The organism is Floridaenema fluviatile BLCC-F154 (genome assembly GCF_041929135.1).
Taxonomy (GTDB): Bacteria; Cyanobacteriota; Cyanobacteriia; order Cyanobacteriales; family Aerosakkonemataceae; genus Floridanema; species Floridanema fluviatile.
Genome location: NZ_JBHFNS010000080.1, coordinates 13048 through 30438, shown reverse-complemented (window position 1 = coordinate 30438; position 17391 = coordinate 13048). Strand labels below are relative to the sequence as shown.

16 protein-coding genes, 1 tRNA gene and 3 pseudogenes are annotated in these 17391 nt (G+C 40.9%); 11 read left to right on the top strand and 9 right to left on the bottom strand.

The genetic code is table 11. The features are described from left to right. Positions 1-38 precede the first annotated feature (38 nt). Positions 39-686, top strand: coding sequence for a TetR family transcriptional regulator (locus ACE1B6_RS22225; protein WP_413259456.1), 648 nt, complete (start codon positions 39-41; stop codon positions 684-686). 81 nt (positions 687-767) lie between these two features. Here the strand turns inward: ACE1B6_RS22225 and ACE1B6_RS22220 are convergent, their stop codons facing one another. The 5 genes from ACE1B6_RS22220 to ACE1B6_RS22200 form a co-directional block, all read right to left on the bottom strand. Beyond that, a complete protein-coding gene (locus tag ACE1B6_RS22220; protein WP_413259455.1) occupies positions 768-1139 on the bottom strand; it encodes a hypothetical protein in 372 nt (123 codons plus the stop codon). A 308-nt stretch (positions 1140-1447) separates the two neighbouring features. Then, complete coding sequence (locus ACE1B6_RS22215) at positions 1448-2350, bottom strand: hypothetical protein (protein WP_413259454.1); 903 nt, start codon at positions 2348-2350, stop codon at positions 1448-1450. 53 nt (positions 2351-2403) lie between these two features. Then, positions 2404-2835, bottom strand: a complete 432-nt coding sequence (locus tag ACE1B6_RS22210; RefSeq protein ID WP_413259453.1) for a bis(5'-nucleosyl)-tetraphosphatase — start codon at positions 2833-2835, stop codon at positions 2404-2406. A 19-nt stretch (positions 2836-2854) separates the two neighbouring features. Then, complete coding sequence (locus ACE1B6_RS22205; RefSeq protein ID WP_413259452.1) at positions 2855-3049, bottom strand: hypothetical protein; 195 nt, start codon at positions 3047-3049, stop codon at positions 2855-2857. A 229-nt stretch (positions 3050-3278) separates the two neighbouring features. Next, a complete protein-coding gene (locus tag ACE1B6_RS22200; protein ID WP_413259451.1) occupies positions 3279-3722 on the bottom strand; it encodes a hypothetical protein in 444 nt (147 codons plus the stop codon). Between the two features lie 226 nt (positions 3723-3948). Between ACE1B6_RS22200 and typA the strand changes: the two genes are divergently transcribed. Next, positions 3949-5739: a translational GTPase TypA gene (gene typA, locus ACE1B6_RS22195; protein WP_413259450.1), complete on the top strand. Its 1791-nt coding sequence runs from the start codon at positions 3949-3951 to the stop codon at positions 5737-5739. Between the two features lie 274 nt (positions 5740-6013). Beyond that, a complete protein-coding gene (locus tag ACE1B6_RS22190; protein ID WP_413259449.1) occupies positions 6014-6571 on the top strand; it encodes an NUDIX domain-containing protein in 558 nt (185 codons plus the stop codon). Between the two features lie 122 nt (positions 6572-6693). Here the strand turns inward: ACE1B6_RS22190 and ACE1B6_RS22185 are convergent, their stop codons facing one another. Beyond that, on the bottom strand, positions 6694-7887 hold the full coding sequence (locus tag ACE1B6_RS22185; protein WP_413259483.1) for a type IV pilus twitching motility protein PilT: 1194 nt from the start codon (positions 7885-7887) through the stop codon (positions 6694-6696). A gap of 451 nt (positions 7888-8338) precedes the next feature. Here ACE1B6_RS22185 and ACE1B6_RS22180 point away from each other — a divergent pair, with 451 nt between their 5' ends. The 3 genes from ACE1B6_RS22180 to ACE1B6_RS22170 all read left to right on the top strand — a co-directional run bounded on the left by ACE1B6_RS22180 (position 8339) and on the right by ACE1B6_RS22170 (position 11362). Then, positions 8339-9493: a DUF58 domain-containing protein gene (locus ACE1B6_RS22180; protein ID WP_413259448.1), complete on the top strand. Its 1155-nt coding sequence runs from the start codon at positions 8339-8341 to the stop codon at positions 9491-9493. 161 nt (positions 9494-9654) lie between these two features. Continuing rightward, positions 9655-10851, top strand: a complete 1197-nt coding sequence (locus ACE1B6_RS22175) for an NAD(P)/FAD-dependent oxidoreductase (RefSeq protein ID WP_413259447.1) — start codon at positions 9655-9657, stop codon at positions 10849-10851. A 253-nt stretch (positions 10852-11104) separates the two neighbouring features. Next, on the top strand, positions 11105-11362 hold the full coding sequence (locus ACE1B6_RS22170) for a DUF7219 family protein (protein ID WP_413259446.1): 258 nt from the start codon (positions 11105-11107) through the stop codon (positions 11360-11362). Positions 11363-11471: 109 nt separating this feature from the next. Here ACE1B6_RS22170 and ACE1B6_RS22165 read toward each other — a convergent pair whose 3' ends face one another. After that, positions 11472-12128, bottom strand: coding sequence for an MBL fold metallo-hydrolase (locus tag ACE1B6_RS22165; RefSeq protein WP_413259445.1), 657 nt, complete (start codon positions 12126-12128; stop codon positions 11472-11474). Positions 12129-12131: 3 nt separating this feature from the next. On the opposite strand from ACE1B6_RS22165, the gene ACE1B6_RS22160 reads away from it, so the two are divergent. Further along, the gene (locus tag ACE1B6_RS22160; RefSeq protein WP_413259444.1) at positions 12132-13640 is read left to right on the top strand and encodes a site-2 protease family protein; all 1509 of its coding nucleotides are present in this window, start codon (positions 12132-12134) and stop codon (positions 13638-13640) included. Positions 13641-13673: 33 nt separating this feature from the next. Further along, a tRNA-Arg gene (locus tag ACE1B6_RS22155) sits at positions 13674-13746 on the top strand. Between the two features lie 103 nt (positions 13747-13849). Here ACE1B6_RS22155 and ACE1B6_RS30165 read toward each other — a convergent pair. Next, positions 13850-14005, bottom strand: a pseudogene (locus ACE1B6_RS30165) (Uma2 family endonuclease); the annotation flags it as partial. 20 nt (positions 14006-14025) lie between these two features. On the opposite strand from ACE1B6_RS30165, the pseudogene ACE1B6_RS30160 reads away from it, so the two are divergent. The 3 genes and pseudogenes from ACE1B6_RS30160 to ACE1B6_RS22140 form a co-directional block, all read left to right on the top strand. After that, positions 14026-14136, top strand: a pseudogene (locus ACE1B6_RS30160) (DUF433 domain-containing protein); the annotation flags it as partial. Positions 14137-14472: 336 nt separating this feature from the next. Next, positions 14473-16122, top strand: coding sequence for a YcjF family protein (locus ACE1B6_RS22145; RefSeq protein ID WP_413259442.1), 1650 nt, complete (start codon positions 14473-14475; stop codon positions 16120-16122). 95 nt (positions 16123-16217) lie between these two features. Continuing rightward, on the top strand, positions 16218-16925 hold the full coding sequence (locus tag ACE1B6_RS22140) for a TraX family protein (protein ID WP_413259441.1): 708 nt from the start codon (positions 16218-16220) through the stop codon (positions 16923-16925). On the opposite strand, the pseudogene ACE1B6_RS22135 reads toward ACE1B6_RS22140, so the two are convergent. Next, positions 16926-17365: pseudogene (locus tag ACE1B6_RS22135) on the bottom strand (Uma2 family endonuclease). Positions 17366-17391 lie beyond the last annotated feature (26 nt).

Sequence of the window (17391 nt, the reverse complement as noted above, 5' to 3'; positions counted from 1 at the left end):
TTTAGTTAAGATAAAGTTCGTCAGTATAAAAGAGAATCGTGAGTCGTCCAATTCCAGCAAAACGCAAAACTAGCAAACCCCGCCAAGTGCGAGACGCAGAAGCAACCAAAGCACAAATTCTCGATGCAGCGGAAGAAGAGTTCGCCAGACATGGTTTAAATGGGGCGCGAACCGAAGCGATCGCCACCCGCAGTGGTGTAACCAAAGCAATGATTTACTATTATTTTGAGAGTAAAGAAGGTTTATACCGAGAAGTTTTGCAACGCCCAGCAATAGAAATGCACCAAATGTTCGGCGAATTAAACTTAGATGAATTATCAGCAGAGGAAGCTTTAAAAAGTTTAATTAGTGCGGCTATTGCTTACGAAGCTAACCATCCCCAAAGGGGAATGCTGTGGTTTCAAGAAGCAAATCAAAATGAAGGAAAGTACTTTAAACAAGGAAATTGGCAAGAAAACTTTGCTTATATTATTAAGGTATTAGAAAAGGGAATAACCGAAGGTTGTTTTCGTAAGCTCGATCCTTTGCTTACAAGTATTCAAATTGCCTCTGTGTGTACCTTATATTTTAACGCCCACAAAAATCTGCAACATTTAGCGCCGGACTTGCAACTATTGAGTGATGAAATGATAGAAAAGTATACTCAAGAGGCGATAAATTTTATCATTGCCGGAGTCAAAAATTGACTTAAATACCTTGTTGCGCTTCAACGCTCTTATTACCAATGGCATAAGAGCGTTGAAGCATAACAACTTGCTAGGTTTGAATTATGGAGTAATTTCTTTAGCTGCTTCTTTAGCTTGATTCGCGGTTTGTTTAGCACCTTCTATGTAACCTGAACCAAATTCTTCAAAAGCTTTTGCTGATTCTTTACCAATTCTTTCCAGTCTTTCCCCTGGAGAGTTTTCAGTTTCCCGTTTTTCTTGATACCATTCTCTTGTAGTCTTTGGTCTGACAGAATCAGTATCATGTGCTATTTCATTAATCTGCTTACCTAAAGCTTTGTTATTACTCCCAGAATCAATGTTGGTTGTGAGAAGTAAAAAACCTACTAAGACAACAGCTAAAAACTGCTTAACTTGAAGTTTTTTCAGCAAAGAACTGACATAAGTAGCGGTGTTAGCAATTAAATTGCTCATGCAAAACTCCTGAATTAACTTTTGTTACGTTCACTCTATACAATTTATATTCCTTGCTTCTGGGTGCAGCGTAATCTCCCGTAGGAAGGAAATCAAAATTAAGCTCGCAATTCCTTTTAAAAGCCATACTTTACTTATTAGTCACAATTTACACTTTGGGGTAAATTTGCGACTATTGATTGATGAATATATCCAAAAATAAGCTAACCTTACTCAACAGGATTTTATCATTTTCCCACCGTTGTAGGCGCACAGCATAATTTATGTATGTTGTTGCGCTTGGGCGCTAAAGCGCAACAACGTACCGATTAACTACCAAACCTAGCTAACAATTCCTCACGAGATAATTGCAGCGCCAATACCATAATTTCCTCTGGCGGTAATTCCAACAAAGGCTCAATAATTCTCGATAATTCCTCATCCAAATTACCAAATCGCACGCGCAACGCATTTTCTATCATGGTGCGCTTTCCCATCTTTACTCCTCGTTCTTCACCTTCCTGTAAAGCCTCATCTCGCCATTGCAAAAGTAATGGTGATAATTCCATAACTAACTCCCGATCTTCTCGATCTATATTTTGACTTGCTTGGATAGTTGCCTGCAAATTAGACAATAACAAAAGAGCATTTGAACGTAATGGATGATTGGGGGGAAGTTTCCCTATTTCATTAATAGCTTGTTTTTGTACATTTCCTTTTCCCAACATTCTCAACCATAGAGTTTCCGGGGTGCGCGGTAACTGGTGAATTACCACAATTGCTGTTTTGAGAATTTCTCCGAGAAAATACACGCCTTGGGGCCAGTTATTTTCATCTTGTTTGGCATTACACCCATTTAAAATGTTTGCTGAAACAGTTGGAGAAAGAATCCACAACCAAGGTAAATCAGCTTCTTCAAGGCGGCTGTTTTCCCGCTGTCGCTGTCGCAGCAAATTGGCGTGGATATCATATAGTTTACCCATACATCCGCGAATTTGGTTGGGGCTAACGGCGTTGCGGAAAGGTTCAAAAATGGATGGGGTAGTGGCAAGTTTTCCTAACAATCCTAACACTGTGGCATCGCCTCTTTGTTCGGATGGGTAAGGGGTAAACCACACATCGATTTCTCGTACTTCCCCAGGAACGTCTCGGCTAGTTTCTACTTCGCCAAGAGGGGTTAATAATTCTTTGAGATAATCTTTGGCAAAGCGATCGTAAATCAGTCTCGTCATTTATAGTATAGTAATGTTATTCAGCATTGTTCAAAGTGCGATCGCAAACAAATTTAACTATTTAAATATTGATTCACATCTTGCAGAATTTGCCGACTCGGTGCATAAGTTATCAGATTAATCGCCGTTTCGTAATTAGCCCAAATATAATTTTTAATTTCTTCCACTTGACGCACAACTGTTGCTGACTTCACCAATGCCAAAAAGTAAGTAACTGTTTTCGCAAAACTTTCCCCTTTCCGAGTAAAAGTGTAACTTTCCGAAAAAGAAACTTCCTCAAGCAAAGTGTATTCAGAAATTCCCGTTTCTTCCTGCAATTCCCGACAAGCAGTTTGCACAGGTGACTCTCTAGCATTAGCATGACCTTTAGGAAATCCCCAATGTCCTGCTTGATGTTGAATTAGCAAAAATGAATAGCTATTTCCCTGGCGCAAAACCGGAATAATTCCGAAAGATTCGTCTTGAGTAATTTGTGGTTCATTCATTGGATTTAAGGTTTGATTGTCACTTCTTTGGTTTGCCTAATTCAGGTACAATTGTTTCAAATTTTTCTATTTCATATCCGAAAGCCTCTAATTGTGATTTTAACAAATCCAGGGCATCATAATAGGTAAAACTTGCTCCTTGGTAAAAAGCTGCATCAGCCTCCGTTTCAGATTTTTCAACCTTAGTTAAAGATTGGTTGTATTTTTCTTGCAATAATGTAACGTAGTCTTGGATAAAGTTTTACAGTTCTTGAGTCATTATCTTCTCTCCTGAAGAATACCTTCGAGAATAAATTTTTGTTCTTGCTGACGCGCAATATCACTTAACCATTTATTTTCGATAAGTGCGCGTTGTTGTCTAGGGTCAAGACTGCTAAAGTTAGGAATATGTAATTTAGGGTTTTCAATCCAGCTTTGATGTTCTGCAATGCTGTAAATTCAATTTAACTGTAACTTAGACAAGCTTCATTCATCATTTTCATTGCTAGGGGATGATAACCATTGTGATTTAGACAAGCTAAAGCAGACTCTTTTACCTGATAACTAACAGCTTCACCAGTTGTTACCAGCCTAGCGAAATGTTCACAATTCCATCCTAGTAATCCATAATGCCAATCTTTGAAGAGTTGATAAGCAATTAAACACCTATCAAGCACTTCCTTTTTATTTAATAACTTTATTTGTGTTACTTCCTGACTGTTTAATGGAATTGGAAATACAGCAAATCCATTGCCACCAAAGTTAAAAACATGGGTATCAGAGATAGTAATGTAATAGTGCCATACACCATCCCAGTTGTGAATTAATCTTCCAGCTTTTGAGCTTTGATAATCTACATAAGCTTTAAATGTCAAAATAATACTATCTGTTTCTGGTTTGATTTCCATAGCTTTGAGAGTTAGTAGATTTACTCTGTGCCTGATATTTTACTCAGTGTTGGCTACAGCAGGCTACACCAACGCCAAATCAGAACCAAAACTCCTACACAAAAGGCTGCTCTGTAAGCTAAAATTATTAAGGATTCTTTACAGAAATGTGCTTTAGCAAACAAACCTGTTAAAGAACCAGAAAAACCACTAATTAAACCTTAAAAAGTCCTGTACGCTCATCAATATGACTCTTCCCATTCGCAACGTAGCTATTATTGCCCACGTAGATCACGGCAAAACTACCCTAGTAGATGCTTTACTCCGACAATCAGGCATTTTCCGCGAAGGGGAAGACGTACCTGACTGCGTGATGGACTCTAACGCCATTGAACGGGAACGCGGAATCACCATTTTGTCGAAAAATACCGCCGTTCATTATAAAGACACTTTAGTTAACATTGTTGACACACCCGGACACGCTGACTTTGGTGGCGAAGTCGAACGGGTACTTGGGATGGTTGATGGTTGCCTTTTGATTGTTGATGCCAACGAAGGGCCAATGCCTCAGACCAGATTTGTGTTAAAAAAAGCTTTAGAAAAGGGATTGCGTCCGATCGTAATTGTAAACAAGATCGATCGCCCCCAAGCCGATCCTCACGGTGCAATTGATAAAGTATTAGACCTATTCTTAGAATTAGGTGCAGACGACGATCAATGTGATTTTCCCTATCTATTTGCCTCCGGTTTATCCGGTTACGCTAAAGAACAACTGGAAGACGAAGGCGTAGATATGCAGCCTTTATTTGAAGCAATTTTGCGCCACGTACCACCACCAGTCGGCGACATCAACAAACCATTACAACTACAAGTTACCACTTTAGATTATTCCGAATATTTAGGTCGAATTGTCATCGGTCGGATTCACAACGGCGTAATTAAAGCAGGTCAACAAGCAGCTTTGGTCAAAGAAAACAACGAAATTGTCAAAGCTAAAATTACTAAATTGATGGGTTTTGAAGGTTTAAAACGCATCGAATTAGAAGAAGCTTCTGCGGGAAATATTGTTGCTGTTGCTGGTTTTGGTGATGCCAATATTGGGGAAACAATTACAACTCCCGACGATCCACAAGCATTACCATTAATTAAAGTAGACGAACCTACTTTACAGATGACATTCTCGGTTAATGATTCGCCTTTTGCAGGACAAGAAGGACAATTTGTAACTTCTCGGCAATTGCGCGATCGCTTAATGCGAGAATTAGAAACAAACGTCGCCTTGCGCGTCGAAGAAACCGACTCCCCAGACAAATTCCTAGTTTCGGGACGGGGTGAATTACACTTGGGTATCTTAATCGAAACCATGCGTCGTGAAGGTTACGAATTCCAAGTTTCCCAACCCCAAGTTATTTACCGCGAAGTCAACGGACAACCCTGCGAACCTTTCGAGTATTTAGTATTAGACGTTCCCGAAGAAAGCGTCGGTGGTTGCATCGAACGCTTAGGACAACGCAAAGGCGAAATGCAAGATATGCAAGTTGGCGGAAATGGACGCACTCAACTTGACTTTGTGATTCCTGCTCGTGGTTTAATTGGTTTCCGAGGTGAATTCATGCGCCTAACTCGCGGTGAAGGCATCATGAACCACAGTTTCTTGGAATACCGTCACCTCAGCGGAGATGTAGAACTGCGTCGCAACGGTGTGTTAATTGCCTTTGAAGAAGGTACCGCCACATTCTACGCGATGAAAAACGCCGAAGATCGCGGAGTTTTCTTCATTACTCCCGGTGTTAAAGTTTACAAAGGCATGATTGTTGGCGAACACAACCGCTCGCAAGACTTAGACCTCAACATCTGCAAAACCAAGCAATTAACCAACCACCGCGCCGCTAGTGGTGATGAATTGGTACAATTGCAAGCACCAGTAGAAATGAGTTTGGAACGTGCTTTAGAATACATCGGCCCCGATGAATTAGTAGAAGTAACACCACAATCAATTCGCTTGCGGAAGTTGAGCAAGAAATTGGTGAAACGCTAAGAAAAGTAGGAAAGCAGAAAATTGATGTAGGGGCGGGTTTAGCAGATAACCTTTGTTACCTATAGACAATCTGAGAACAAAACCCGCCCTGACAACTCTGTACAAGGGCGGGTTTTGTTGTTAATTCTTCTGTTGTGAACACACATTTATTTGCTAAACCCGCCCCTACAAAGTCAATTGTTTAATAGACATTGGTTCTTGTGGAGATACGATCGCCCATCAAGAATCAATTTAAACAATAAATTTCTAATTTTTGGAGTCTAAGTCTATCACAATGCTATCTTCATCAGAACAGGAATGGAAGTTGTGCGATCGCTTTTTAGAGATCCGTTCCCGCTGGTTTACATTATTTGGGGAACACCTAGAAGATTCTCAAGGGCAACAATTAGAATATTGGCGCATTGAAAAAGCCGACTCAGTAATTATTCTCCCCATTCACAATCATCAAATTATCCTCCCACCTCCAAGTTATCGCCCTGGAGTAAATCAAATAACTTTAGATTTTCCTGGTGGGAGAGTACCAGAAGGACAAACTCCCCAAGAAGCAATACCCAAAATATTGCAACGAGAATTAGGTATTGAAGTAACAGATATTGCTCAATTAACGCCATTAAACTCTCAAGGATGGGCAGTAAATAGTTCTTTTTCTAATCAAAAACTTTACGGTTTTATAGCTAATCTGCGCGACGATCTAAAATTACTACCAGAATTTGTTACTAACACTTATCCGACAACTTCTGAGGGAGTTCAAGATTTACTAGAAGAACTAATTTGTTTACAGTGTCGTGTCGTACTTTTGGAATGGTGGAATCAGCAAATTTTATCTCAATAAAGTTACGGGTAGGGGGACTCTCGGAGATGGGGAGATGGGGGGATGGGAAAGTTTAACTCAAAACTCAAAACTCAAAACTTTCCCCACCTCCTCCCAGTCCCCAGTCCCCAGTCCCCAGTCCCTTAAATAGGGCTATAACCACTATTTTGGTCTTGGAACTCACGGGAAGCGCGTGCAGGATCGACACCTTCATTACGTACCCGACGGCGCAAGTCGCCCACATCAGGAGAAATTTTCAAAGCTTCATCACCACTAATTTTGCCCATTAGCAGCAAGTCACACAAAGCTTGGTTGAGTACTTGCATACCTTCGTCTATACCATTTTCGATCAATTGGTAAGCTTCTTCCTCGTTGCCCTTAGCTAAGTAATCTTGCATTGCGGGGGTGTTAATTAAAATTTCGTGTGCTGCGGTGCGTCTACCATCTGTAGTTTGTAGTAAAGCTTGGGCAATTACAGCTACTAATGAATCTACCAATTGAATTCTTACAGGGCCTTGTTCATCTGGGTTATAGATACCCAACAAACGGTTAATGGTATTTAAGGCGCTACGGGTATGGAGAGTTCCGAAGACTAAGTGACCTGTTTGGGCTGCTTTGATTGCGGTATCTACGGTTAAACGATCGCGCATTTCCCCAATTAATATCGCATCTGGGTCTTCCCGTAAAGCCGCCCGTAAAGCGTGGTGGAACTCATAAGTATGTAACCCAACTTCCCTTTGACTGACTAGGCACTTATTGGAAGTGTGAACGAATTCGATCGGATCTTCGATCGTGATAATATGCTTTTGTTGCGTCTCGTTCATGTAGCGAATCATCGCCGCCAAAGTCGTTGATTTCCCGGAACCTGTGGGCCCAGTCACTAGAATTAAACCTTGGGGACGTTTCACCAAAGTTTTCAGTACAGGCGGTAATCCCAAACTATCAATAGAAGGCACTTCCAGCGGAATTAACCGCAACACCATTGCGCCACCTAATAGTGACTCAAAGCAATTCACCCGACAGCGGACAAAACCAGGATAATAAATCGCCGTATCTAATTCCTTAGACTCTTGGAATCTCTTCAACTGATCTGGCGCTAGGATTTCATTGAGGTACTGGCGAAATAGTTCCGGGGTAATGCGATCGTGATTTCCTACAGGTACCATCTGTCCCCGAATGCGATATCTGGGCACTTCTCCCACCCGGATATGAATATCCGATGCTTGTTGAGTGTGGGCGTGTTTCACCATGCGTTCAATAGAAGGAAACACCGAAGGATGACGGGGGCGTGACTCTTGTTCTGCACCTTTTTTTCCCCGACGTGGCGGAACAGGCATTTCTTGTAAACCTGTTTTTAGCTTAGTTGCTTCTTCTATTTCTCCTTCTGCTTCATGTTCATGGAGTGGGAGTTCTGGGGAAATAGTTCCTTCTTGTAACTGAGTCGGTGAATTAATCCCAGCTATCTGATTTTCTGCTATTTCGGCGATGAATTCTCCGGCATTGTCCATCTGAGTAATTCCAGATCTGTTTGAACTGTTCATTTTATGTTCCTGATTCTAAATAAGGTTAACGAAAATCTATAGAGAAATCGAAAAATGTGTTGGCGGGTTTTCTCGATAATTTGTTGGTTACGATACAAAGATAATAGCTAAATCCGCCCGTACTAACTGGTACAGCAAATATTGAAAATTTATCGTCAATTTGCTATTGTAGATTTTCGATCGCGGTAATTACCAAGTTTACTAATCATTCTTTGAATTTAAGTTTCCTTGATTAAAGGTAATCTAATTGAGAATAGCGCATCGTCTTGCTGATTGGGTGGAAAGTCGTTGGGTTGTCCCTGCTTACAGTGGTTGGGTTTTAGGGGCTTTTTCCCTCTGTTTTTTAGCAGCAGCTATTAATACTATGGCGGGATGGCTATATGTGATTAGTGGCATTAGTTTGGCTTTGTTGGCAATGGCAGCGACTTTGCCTGTGCGATCGCTTCATCGCATTCATCTCCAACGTCTCCCCATTCAACCAATTAGTGCAGGTGAAGAACTAACTATCGAAATAGAATTACACAATCAGAGTTCTCAACCAAAAACTTTACTGCAAATTCGCGATTTAATTCCTTTCGTTCTCGATCGACCTGTCTCTGGTGTAATTGAAACAATTTTGCCCCAGCAAACTCACCGTTGGGTTTATTACCAACCAACTAAACAACGTGGCGTTTACCGCTGGCATACTACCCAATTACGCACCGCTACACCTTTAGGTTTATTTTGGTGTCGTCGAGAGCGTCAACTTCCGGCTACTGCCATAGTTTATCCTACGGTGTTACCTTTGACTACCTGCCCTTTGATCGATGAAATTGGGCAAGAAGATAGTCCCCAATATTTTAGTCGCGATCGCCGTTCCCAACTTGCTAACCAGGACTTAACCCGATCGCTTCGCCCCTACCGTTGGGGAGATCCCTTCCGCTTAGTTCACTGGCGCACTAGTGCCCGCTACGGCGAGTTGCGCGTCCGCGAATTAGAAGTATTTACAGGCGGTCAAGAAGTAATTATTTGTTTAGATAGTGCCAGTCTTTGGAATACCGAAAACTTTGAACAAGCAGTAATTGCCGCTGCTTCTTTATATTTTTACGCCACTCGCACCCAACTAACTGCTAAACTTTGGACGGCGAACGCTGGTTTACTCCAAGGTCATCGCGTCGTTTTAGAAGCCCTAGCATCAGTTAACTTTGGCGAAACTCCCGGCGACACCCCTCCACCAGATCAACCAATTGTTTGGTTAACTGCCAATTCTTTAAGTCTTAATTCTTTACCCGCTGCTAGCCGCTGGTTATTATGGCCCGATAACGCCACCACACCAAAATTAACGGTAAGCGATCGCCCCGGCATCATAATTCAACCAGAACCACAATTACAAACTCAACTACAATCGGGGATTAGGAACTAGGGACTGGGGACTGGGGACTGGGGACTGGGGACTGGGGGAAATTTAATAATTCAAAACTTTCTCCTCTGCTCCCCTGCTCCCCTGCCCCCCTGCCCCCCTGCCCCCCTGCCCCCCTGCCCACTTGCTATCCTGAAAAGAGTCCCTCTGCTAAGACTTCAACCATGAGCAAACAACCTGCCCGTATTTGTATATTAGGTGGAGGCTTTGGTGGTCTCTACACTGCGCTACGTTTGGATTCGTTACCTTGGGAAAAAGAGGAAAAACCGGAAATTGTTCTGGTCGATCGCAGCGATCGCTTCGTCTTCACTCCCCTACTCTACGAACTTCTCACTGGAGAATTACAAGCTTGGGAAATAGCACCGAATTTTAGTGAAATCCTTAGAAACACAAATATTCGTTTTTGTCAAGCAGTTGTTTCAGGAATTGATATAGAACAACAGCGAGTGCAGTTGCAGGATGGCGCAGAAATACCTTACAACAAGCTAGTTTTGGCTTTAGGTGGGGAATCTCCTACAGATATAGTACCAGGAGCTTCGGCTTATGCTTTTCCCTTCCGTTCCCTGACAGATGTTTATCGTTTAGAAGAAAGATTGCGAATTTTAGAAGCTTCAGATTTAGATAAAATTCGGGTAGCGATCGTTGGTGCAGGTTATTGTGGTGTGGAATTAGCTTGTAAATTAGCCGATCGCTTAGGAGATAGAGGACGTTTTCGACTTATTGAACAAGGCGATCGAATTTTGCAAACCTCACCAGAATTTAACCGAGAAACCGCCCGCAAAGTATTAGAATCTAAGGATATTTGGATTGATTTAGAAACTACAGTTGACTCAATTACACCTGATAGTATTTCCTTACTTTATAAAGGACAAATTGATACAATTCCTGCCGAACTAGTAATCTGGACAGTGGGAATGCGGGGATCGAGTGTAGTTAAAATATTGCCGCTTAAACAAAACCAACGTACTCAGTTAATCGCCACCCCGACACTGCAAATAGTCGATCGTCCAGAGATTTTTGTGTTAGGAGATTTAGCAGATTGTCGAGATGCTGAGGATCGACAAATTCCGGCTTCAGCACAAGTAGCTTTCCAACAATCTGATTTTGTGGCTTGGAATATTTGGGCGGCTTTGACCGATCGACCCTTACTATCTTTCCATTATCAGAATACAGGTGAAATGCTGATTTTGGGAACAGAAGATGCCACAATCTCTAGTATGGGCGTGCAATTAAATGGTCAGTTAGCTTACGCTTTGCGTCGCCTGATTTATTTGTATCGGATGCCCAATTTAGATCATCAATTGCGAGTTGGTGTGAACTGGATAGCGCAGCCAATTTTACAAATTCTCAATTCTGATTAGCTTCCCAATAGACGTTCGCAATTTTTCGGGATTTTTTTTCTGAATGCGATCGTCTAAACTTACTTTTAATTAGCCACTAATGTTAAATTTTTGATTTGATAGCAAATGCTGATAATAGCAAACAGTTGAGGGTCTGCATCCTTCACCTAGCCTTGTTTGGCTAGTAATCATGATTTGCTGAGGTCTAAGATTAAGTTTAAATTAAGAATAGATTAAGCCTCGCCTAAAAGCAGCGGCTAAACAAAATTTAACAATGACAGACTCACAAGACTATCTTTATCCTAGAGGTCGCTACCACGGAGAATTTAAGCCAGAGAACTTGGCATTTAACGCGAATTTGCAAGAATTCGCCCAACGAGTCACTTATATCTGTGCTTTGCAAACCAATGGTAAGCTAACACCGGAAGAAGCCTACGACCAAATTAGTTCCCTTTGGAAACAACTACAAACTTCTAAAAATCAACTGGGTATTGGTGATTTAGCCGAAGAACTAGAAGAAGAGGACTGGTAAAGCAGGGGCAGGGGGGCAGGGGGGCAGAGGGGCAGGGGGGCAGGAAAAAGAATAAATTTTCCTGTCCTCATCTCCCTACGTCCCCACCTCCCTAGTCCCTAGTGGGCAATCACCAATCGCCCGTTACCAGTCGCAAAGCTTCTAAATCTAGGGCTGCTAGATGTTGGTAAGCTTGTGCAATGACTCGTTTACCGTACAGAAAGCCTGTGTTAGCACCTGGGCAAAGGTAGTTTAGCGTATTTGGGTTGAAGCGATCGCGCAACAAAGCCACACTCCGCAGTTGTCGCCACCAATGAAAAGTCTTAGAAGTTCTTAAAGGAACAGGTAAACCTTGCTGATTAGGGACAAGATGACGACCAGAAAATAATACACCTCCTTGAGTTTGAGAATAAACACAGGAAGAACCCGGAGAATGTCCCGGTGTCCAAATTACCTGAGTCTGAGGAGTAAGATTAAACTCCTGCTGAAAAGTCGTTACCTCTAAATCAGGCAAAAGATAAGCTTCTTGTTCCTGAATTAAAATCTGACAACCGAAAGCTGCTTGAATCTCCTTCGCCTTGCCAATACCACCACGATGAGTGATGATTAACCAAGAAACACCACCTCGATCCTGCAAAAATTGTTGATTTTCTTGATCCCAAGCCGGACAATCGACCAAAATGTGGGTTTGGTTTTCTACAATAAGGTAGGCTGTTGCTCCCAACGTATCTCGATTGGGTGGAAAGGCAAAAATAGTGTCCAAGACAGCCCTTGCTAGTTTGGACATAATATGATTCTCATCTTGCTCGTATTACTGGGAATAGCTACTTACTTTATCGTGAAGCGTAGCGTCGCTGGCATCACCACAACGCCAGTTTGGTTATTGTGGTTGGTGATGATGGCACCACCGTTTATTTGGACTGGTTGGATTTTAGCTTATGGCAGAAATCGACCAATGCCAGGATTTATCTTACTTGGCGTATTCTTTGCTTCCTTAATTTTGTATAGTTACCTGATTCAAAAGGGACGAATACAACCTCAAGGGAAAGCAAATGAGACCGGAAATAACTCCAAAACACCAGCAACAGCTAAGTCAGCTGATACCGAAGCGGCAAAAGTACGCCCCATCAATAAAGAAGAGGAAGCTCAACTGCGGGATTGTTTCCCTTGGTCAGTTTACTACCTGCAAGACTTAGAGTACCACCCACAGGCGGTAATTTGTCGGGGACATTTGCGAACTACATCAGAAGAGGCATATCGGACGATTCGCAGTAATATTGAAGCTAAGTTTGGCGATCGCTTCTTAGTCGTCTTTCAAGATAGTTTCAACGAACACCCCTTCTTTGCCTTAGTTCCTAACCCCCAAACTCACCCCGATGCTAAACGTCTCAACGCTCATTTGCATCGCCCCGGTTTAGCTTTAGCATTATTATTCATTACCCTATTTACCACCACAGTTATTGGTACAGAAATTGCAGGCGTTACCCTGAAAGCCCTGCAATCTGACCCCAGTTTATTACTCAAAGGATTGCCATATTCTTTAGCATTAATGGCTATTTTGGGTATTCACGAAATGGGTCATTACTTAATGGCGAAACGCTACAAAATCCGCGCCACTCTGCCGTATTTTATCCCCATCCCTTTTTTCCTGGGAACTTTTGGCGCATTTATTCAAATGCGAAGTCCTGTACCCAACCGCAAAGCTTTATTCGATGTGGGAATAGCAGGGCCTTTAGCAGGTTTCATTGTCACTTTACCTTTGTTAATTTGGGGTTTGGCTCATTCTAGTGTTGTGCCACTGCCAGAAAGGACAGGAATATTACAATTTGATGCCCTAATTCCCAATTTTTCAATTTTGCTAGCTACTTTAAGTAAACTAACTCTTGGTAGCGAACTCACCGCCCAAACTGCGATCGATCTTCACCCAGTAGCCGTAGCTGGTTATATTGGTTTAATTGTCACTGCTTTAAATTTAATGCCAGTGGGACAACTCGACGGTGGTCACATTGTCCATGCGATGTTTGGACAAAGAAAAGCTGCTGCTATTGGTCAACTTGCTAGGTTGTTATTGCTGTTCGTTTCTTTAATGCCAATCCTTTTCCAGGTAACGCTGATACCTAGAGATTTTCTGTTATGGGCGTTGTTCCTGTTTTTGATGCCTGCCTATGATGAACCAGCACTCAATGATGTGACAGAATTAGATAACAGGCGAGATTTGTTCGGTTTACTTTCCCTGGCACTACTTTTGTTAATCATTTTGCCTGCTCCACGATTCTTGATGCAATTGTTGAATTTATAAGCTAGGAAAGTGCTATAATCGTTTTTGTTGTGTGGGCACGTAGCTCAGTGGATAGAGCACCAGGTTCCGGTCCTGGGTGTCGGGGGTTCAAATCCCTCCGTGCTCGTTTTATAGATCGGGAAAAATTTTCCTTTTCCTCAAGATGTAGAAGCTTTATTAATTGAGAAGTTTTGGGAAATTCAGTAGTACAAAATTCTGTTATTTTGTTTTTAACTCAACAATTCATCGATCGCAACACTAAATCCTAACAGGATAATTTGAGTACTAACTACATCACCAGATTTAAACGCTAATGTCTGATTTTGAGTAATAATTAAAACCCGAATACTCTCAGGAAATACTAACCAAACTTCCTGACAACCTGACGTTACTAATTAATTTTATTATGGAAAACATCCTTTTAGAGAGAATCACACTAGATGCAAATATTTGTCACGGCAAACCCTGTATTCGAGGGCTTCGCTACCCAGTGGAATTTATTCTAGAATTACTAAGTCATATTGTAGGGTGCGTCAGATTTAGATATTTTCCTTTCTACATAGGCTTTACCGTCTGACGCACCCTACTCGTTAATAAGTGATTTAAATGCGTAACAGCTTACTACAGGAAACATCACCAATAATGAACTTGTGGAATTATTTGTCAAAAATTTACCACAGTTAGCCCAATTATTTCAGCAACACTCATTGATAGAAATAAATCGAAATGCGATCGCAGTTCATCAGTAGCCAAAGTATAAATTAAGCCTTAAGTCCTTTGCAGAAAATTTACCAGACACAGATAAACTTTGTCGGTGTAGGCTAGTGTTTAGAAGCAAATACCCGTTTCTGTCATGCCACTACCTAAACTTCTCGCTTTAGTAGCTGCCCTTACTGTAGTCTTGGGGCTGATGATTTGGCTAGTTAATTCCATTTATCAGCTTTATATTAATATTGCTTGGTCTGCGCCACCTTTGTTGGCTAATATGGTAGTTTTGCTGCTAATATTGCTGCTGGCGTTGCTGATTACGGCTTTTATTTATTATGGGGTGATGTTTTGGCGATCGCAAAATCAGCCAAAGCGCCGCAAACCAAAAATTAAACTTCCCGAAGCAAAGACGGATGCAGCAGCAGAAAATCTCCGCGCAGTCAAAAAACAAGTCAAACAAATTCAAGACGAAGTTTCCCGACAAGCTTTACTAAGTCGTTCGCGAGAAATTGAAACTAATTTATCCAAAAGAAACCTCCAAGTTGTTGTATTTGGTACAGGTTCATCGGGCAAAACTTCTTTAATAAATGCTTTAATGGGCAGAATGGTAGGCACAGTTAATGCGCCAATGGGAACCACAGAAGTTGGCGAAACTTACGAATTAAAATTAAAAGGTTTAGAACGGGAAATTTTAATTACTGATACCCCAGGAATTTTAGAAGCGGGAGTTGCGGGAACAGAACGAGAACAATTAGCCCGTCAATTAGCAACTGAGGCAGATTTATTATTATTTGTAGTCGAAAATGATCTGCTGCAATCAGAATTTGTTCCTTTAAAAGCTTTAGCAGAAATTGGAAAACGCAATATTTTAGTCTTGAATAAAATCGACCTTTACACCGACGAAGATAGAGAAAAGATTTTGGCGCGACTTCGCGAAAGAGTCAGAACTTTTATTTCTACTTCTGACATTGTTACTGTGTCAGCAAATCCTCGAAGCGTAAAGTTAGAAACTGGGGAAATTATTCAACCTGAACCTGATATTATGCCATTAATTCGCCGTTTGGCAAATATTTTGCGGGCTGAAGGCGATGATTTAATGGCAGATAATATTTTATTACAATCGCAACGTTTGGGAGAAGAAGCTAGAAAAATAATTGATGCTCAACGTCACCGTCAAGCTGATAAAGTTGTAGAACGTTTTCAATGGATAGGTGCGGGAGTAATTGCAGTCACACCTTTGCCAGTGGTAGATTTATTGGCAACGGTAGCGGTAAATGCCCAAATGGTAGTAGAAATTGGTAAGATTTATGGCTGTGATTTGAATATGGAACGGGGGAGAGAGTTGGCGCTTTCTTTAGGTAAAACTCTTGCTAGTTTGGGTATAGTTAAAGGTGCGATCGAATTAGTTTCTAGAGCATTACAATTAAATATTGCTACTTATTTAGTTGGTAAAGCAATTCAAGGCGTAAGTGCTGCTTATTTAACCCGCATTGCTGGAAAAAGTTTTATTGAGTATTTTCGGCAGAATCAAGATTGGGGTGATGGCGGAATTACAGAGGTTGTGCAACGGCAATTTGAGTTGAATAAAAAAGATGAATTTGTCAAAGCTTTTGTTCAAGATGCGATCGCCAAAGTCGTCCAACCTTTAACCCAAAATCCCCCACCAGAAACAGAAATAGAATATCAAGAAGCAGCAGCAGAAGAGGAAGAGGAAGAAGTAGAAGAAACCCAAATTCCACCTTACGAATATGTAGATGATTGGACTAAATCATCACCAAAGCGAGAAGATTGGTAATTAATGTAAGCTGTTAGTTTTATTCCGAAAATTATAGAGACGTTGTATACAACGTCTCTACAGTCTACTTAAAACAAAAATAGGATTTGCTATATATGTCTGACAGTGTTAGTAAGTCAAATTTGCAAAAACTCACGGCTTTTGATATTAAGCTAATAGCTTTTTCTCTAATGATTATCGATCATGTGGGAAGGTTGTTTTTCCCACAAGTAACTATTTTAGTTATCTTAGGAAGGCTGAGTTTTCCGTTGTTTACATGGTTAGCAGCACAAGGAGAAAAGTATACATCTGATATTAAAAAGTATGTTTTTAGGCTATTAATATGGGGCGTTATTACTCAACCTATTTATGCCAAATTCTCCTATTTAATTTTCTCTGTTTCCAGCGAACTTAATATATTATTTACTCTAGCTTTGGGAGTAATAACTATTCGCTGCACTAAGTTAGTTGAATCAAAGTTGTTCAAGTTTTTAATTGTTATTGCTTTTATGATAATTGCTGAATTATTGCGGGTTGAGGGGAGAATGTCTGCAATAATTCTCATTTATTTGATGTCAATTATCAATTTACAAAGTGCCAAATGGTGGTTCTTTTTTATCGGCTATCGGTTATTGTTTATCTATCTAAATCAATGGAGTTATGTCGAGTTGTTTGGTATAGCTTCTGTAGGAATTATAGCTTTATATAATGGCGAAAAAGGGGGAAGGAGTAAACCGTTTTATAAATGGTTTTATCCTTTGTATCCGCTACATTTAGGAGTTTTGCTTTTAATTAAATGGTGGTTAAATTCCCAGATTAATTAATTAAGCAAATATTCGGGATACGGAACAAGTAAAGCCTGGTAAAAGTGGGGAATTTAATTCATCATTAACAAACAAAGTGGCAACTAATTCTAAGGTAGTTTGTTCCCGACGATAAATTTGGATTTCTTGCTTTTGCCAATCAGCAATCCAATATTCTTGAACTCCTCTTGTTGAGTAGAGTTTTAGTTTCAATTCTCTGTCGCGTCGTTGATTTTCTGTACCTGGGGAAAGTACTTCGATGATTAATTCTGGGGCGGCGGTTAAATGTCCGGCTTCATCTAATAAAGCAGCTAATCTTTCGTTGCTAGCCCAAATTTCCAATTTGGTGCTTTTGTCACAAACAACTCCCCATCAATTATTTCATAGCGATTGCCATTATCTGGAAATAGTTCCAAGTCAGCGATAGTCCAGCGTACTCGCTTATCTGTAATTTGGATCATAACTAAGGCTCGTGGGAGAGTGATAT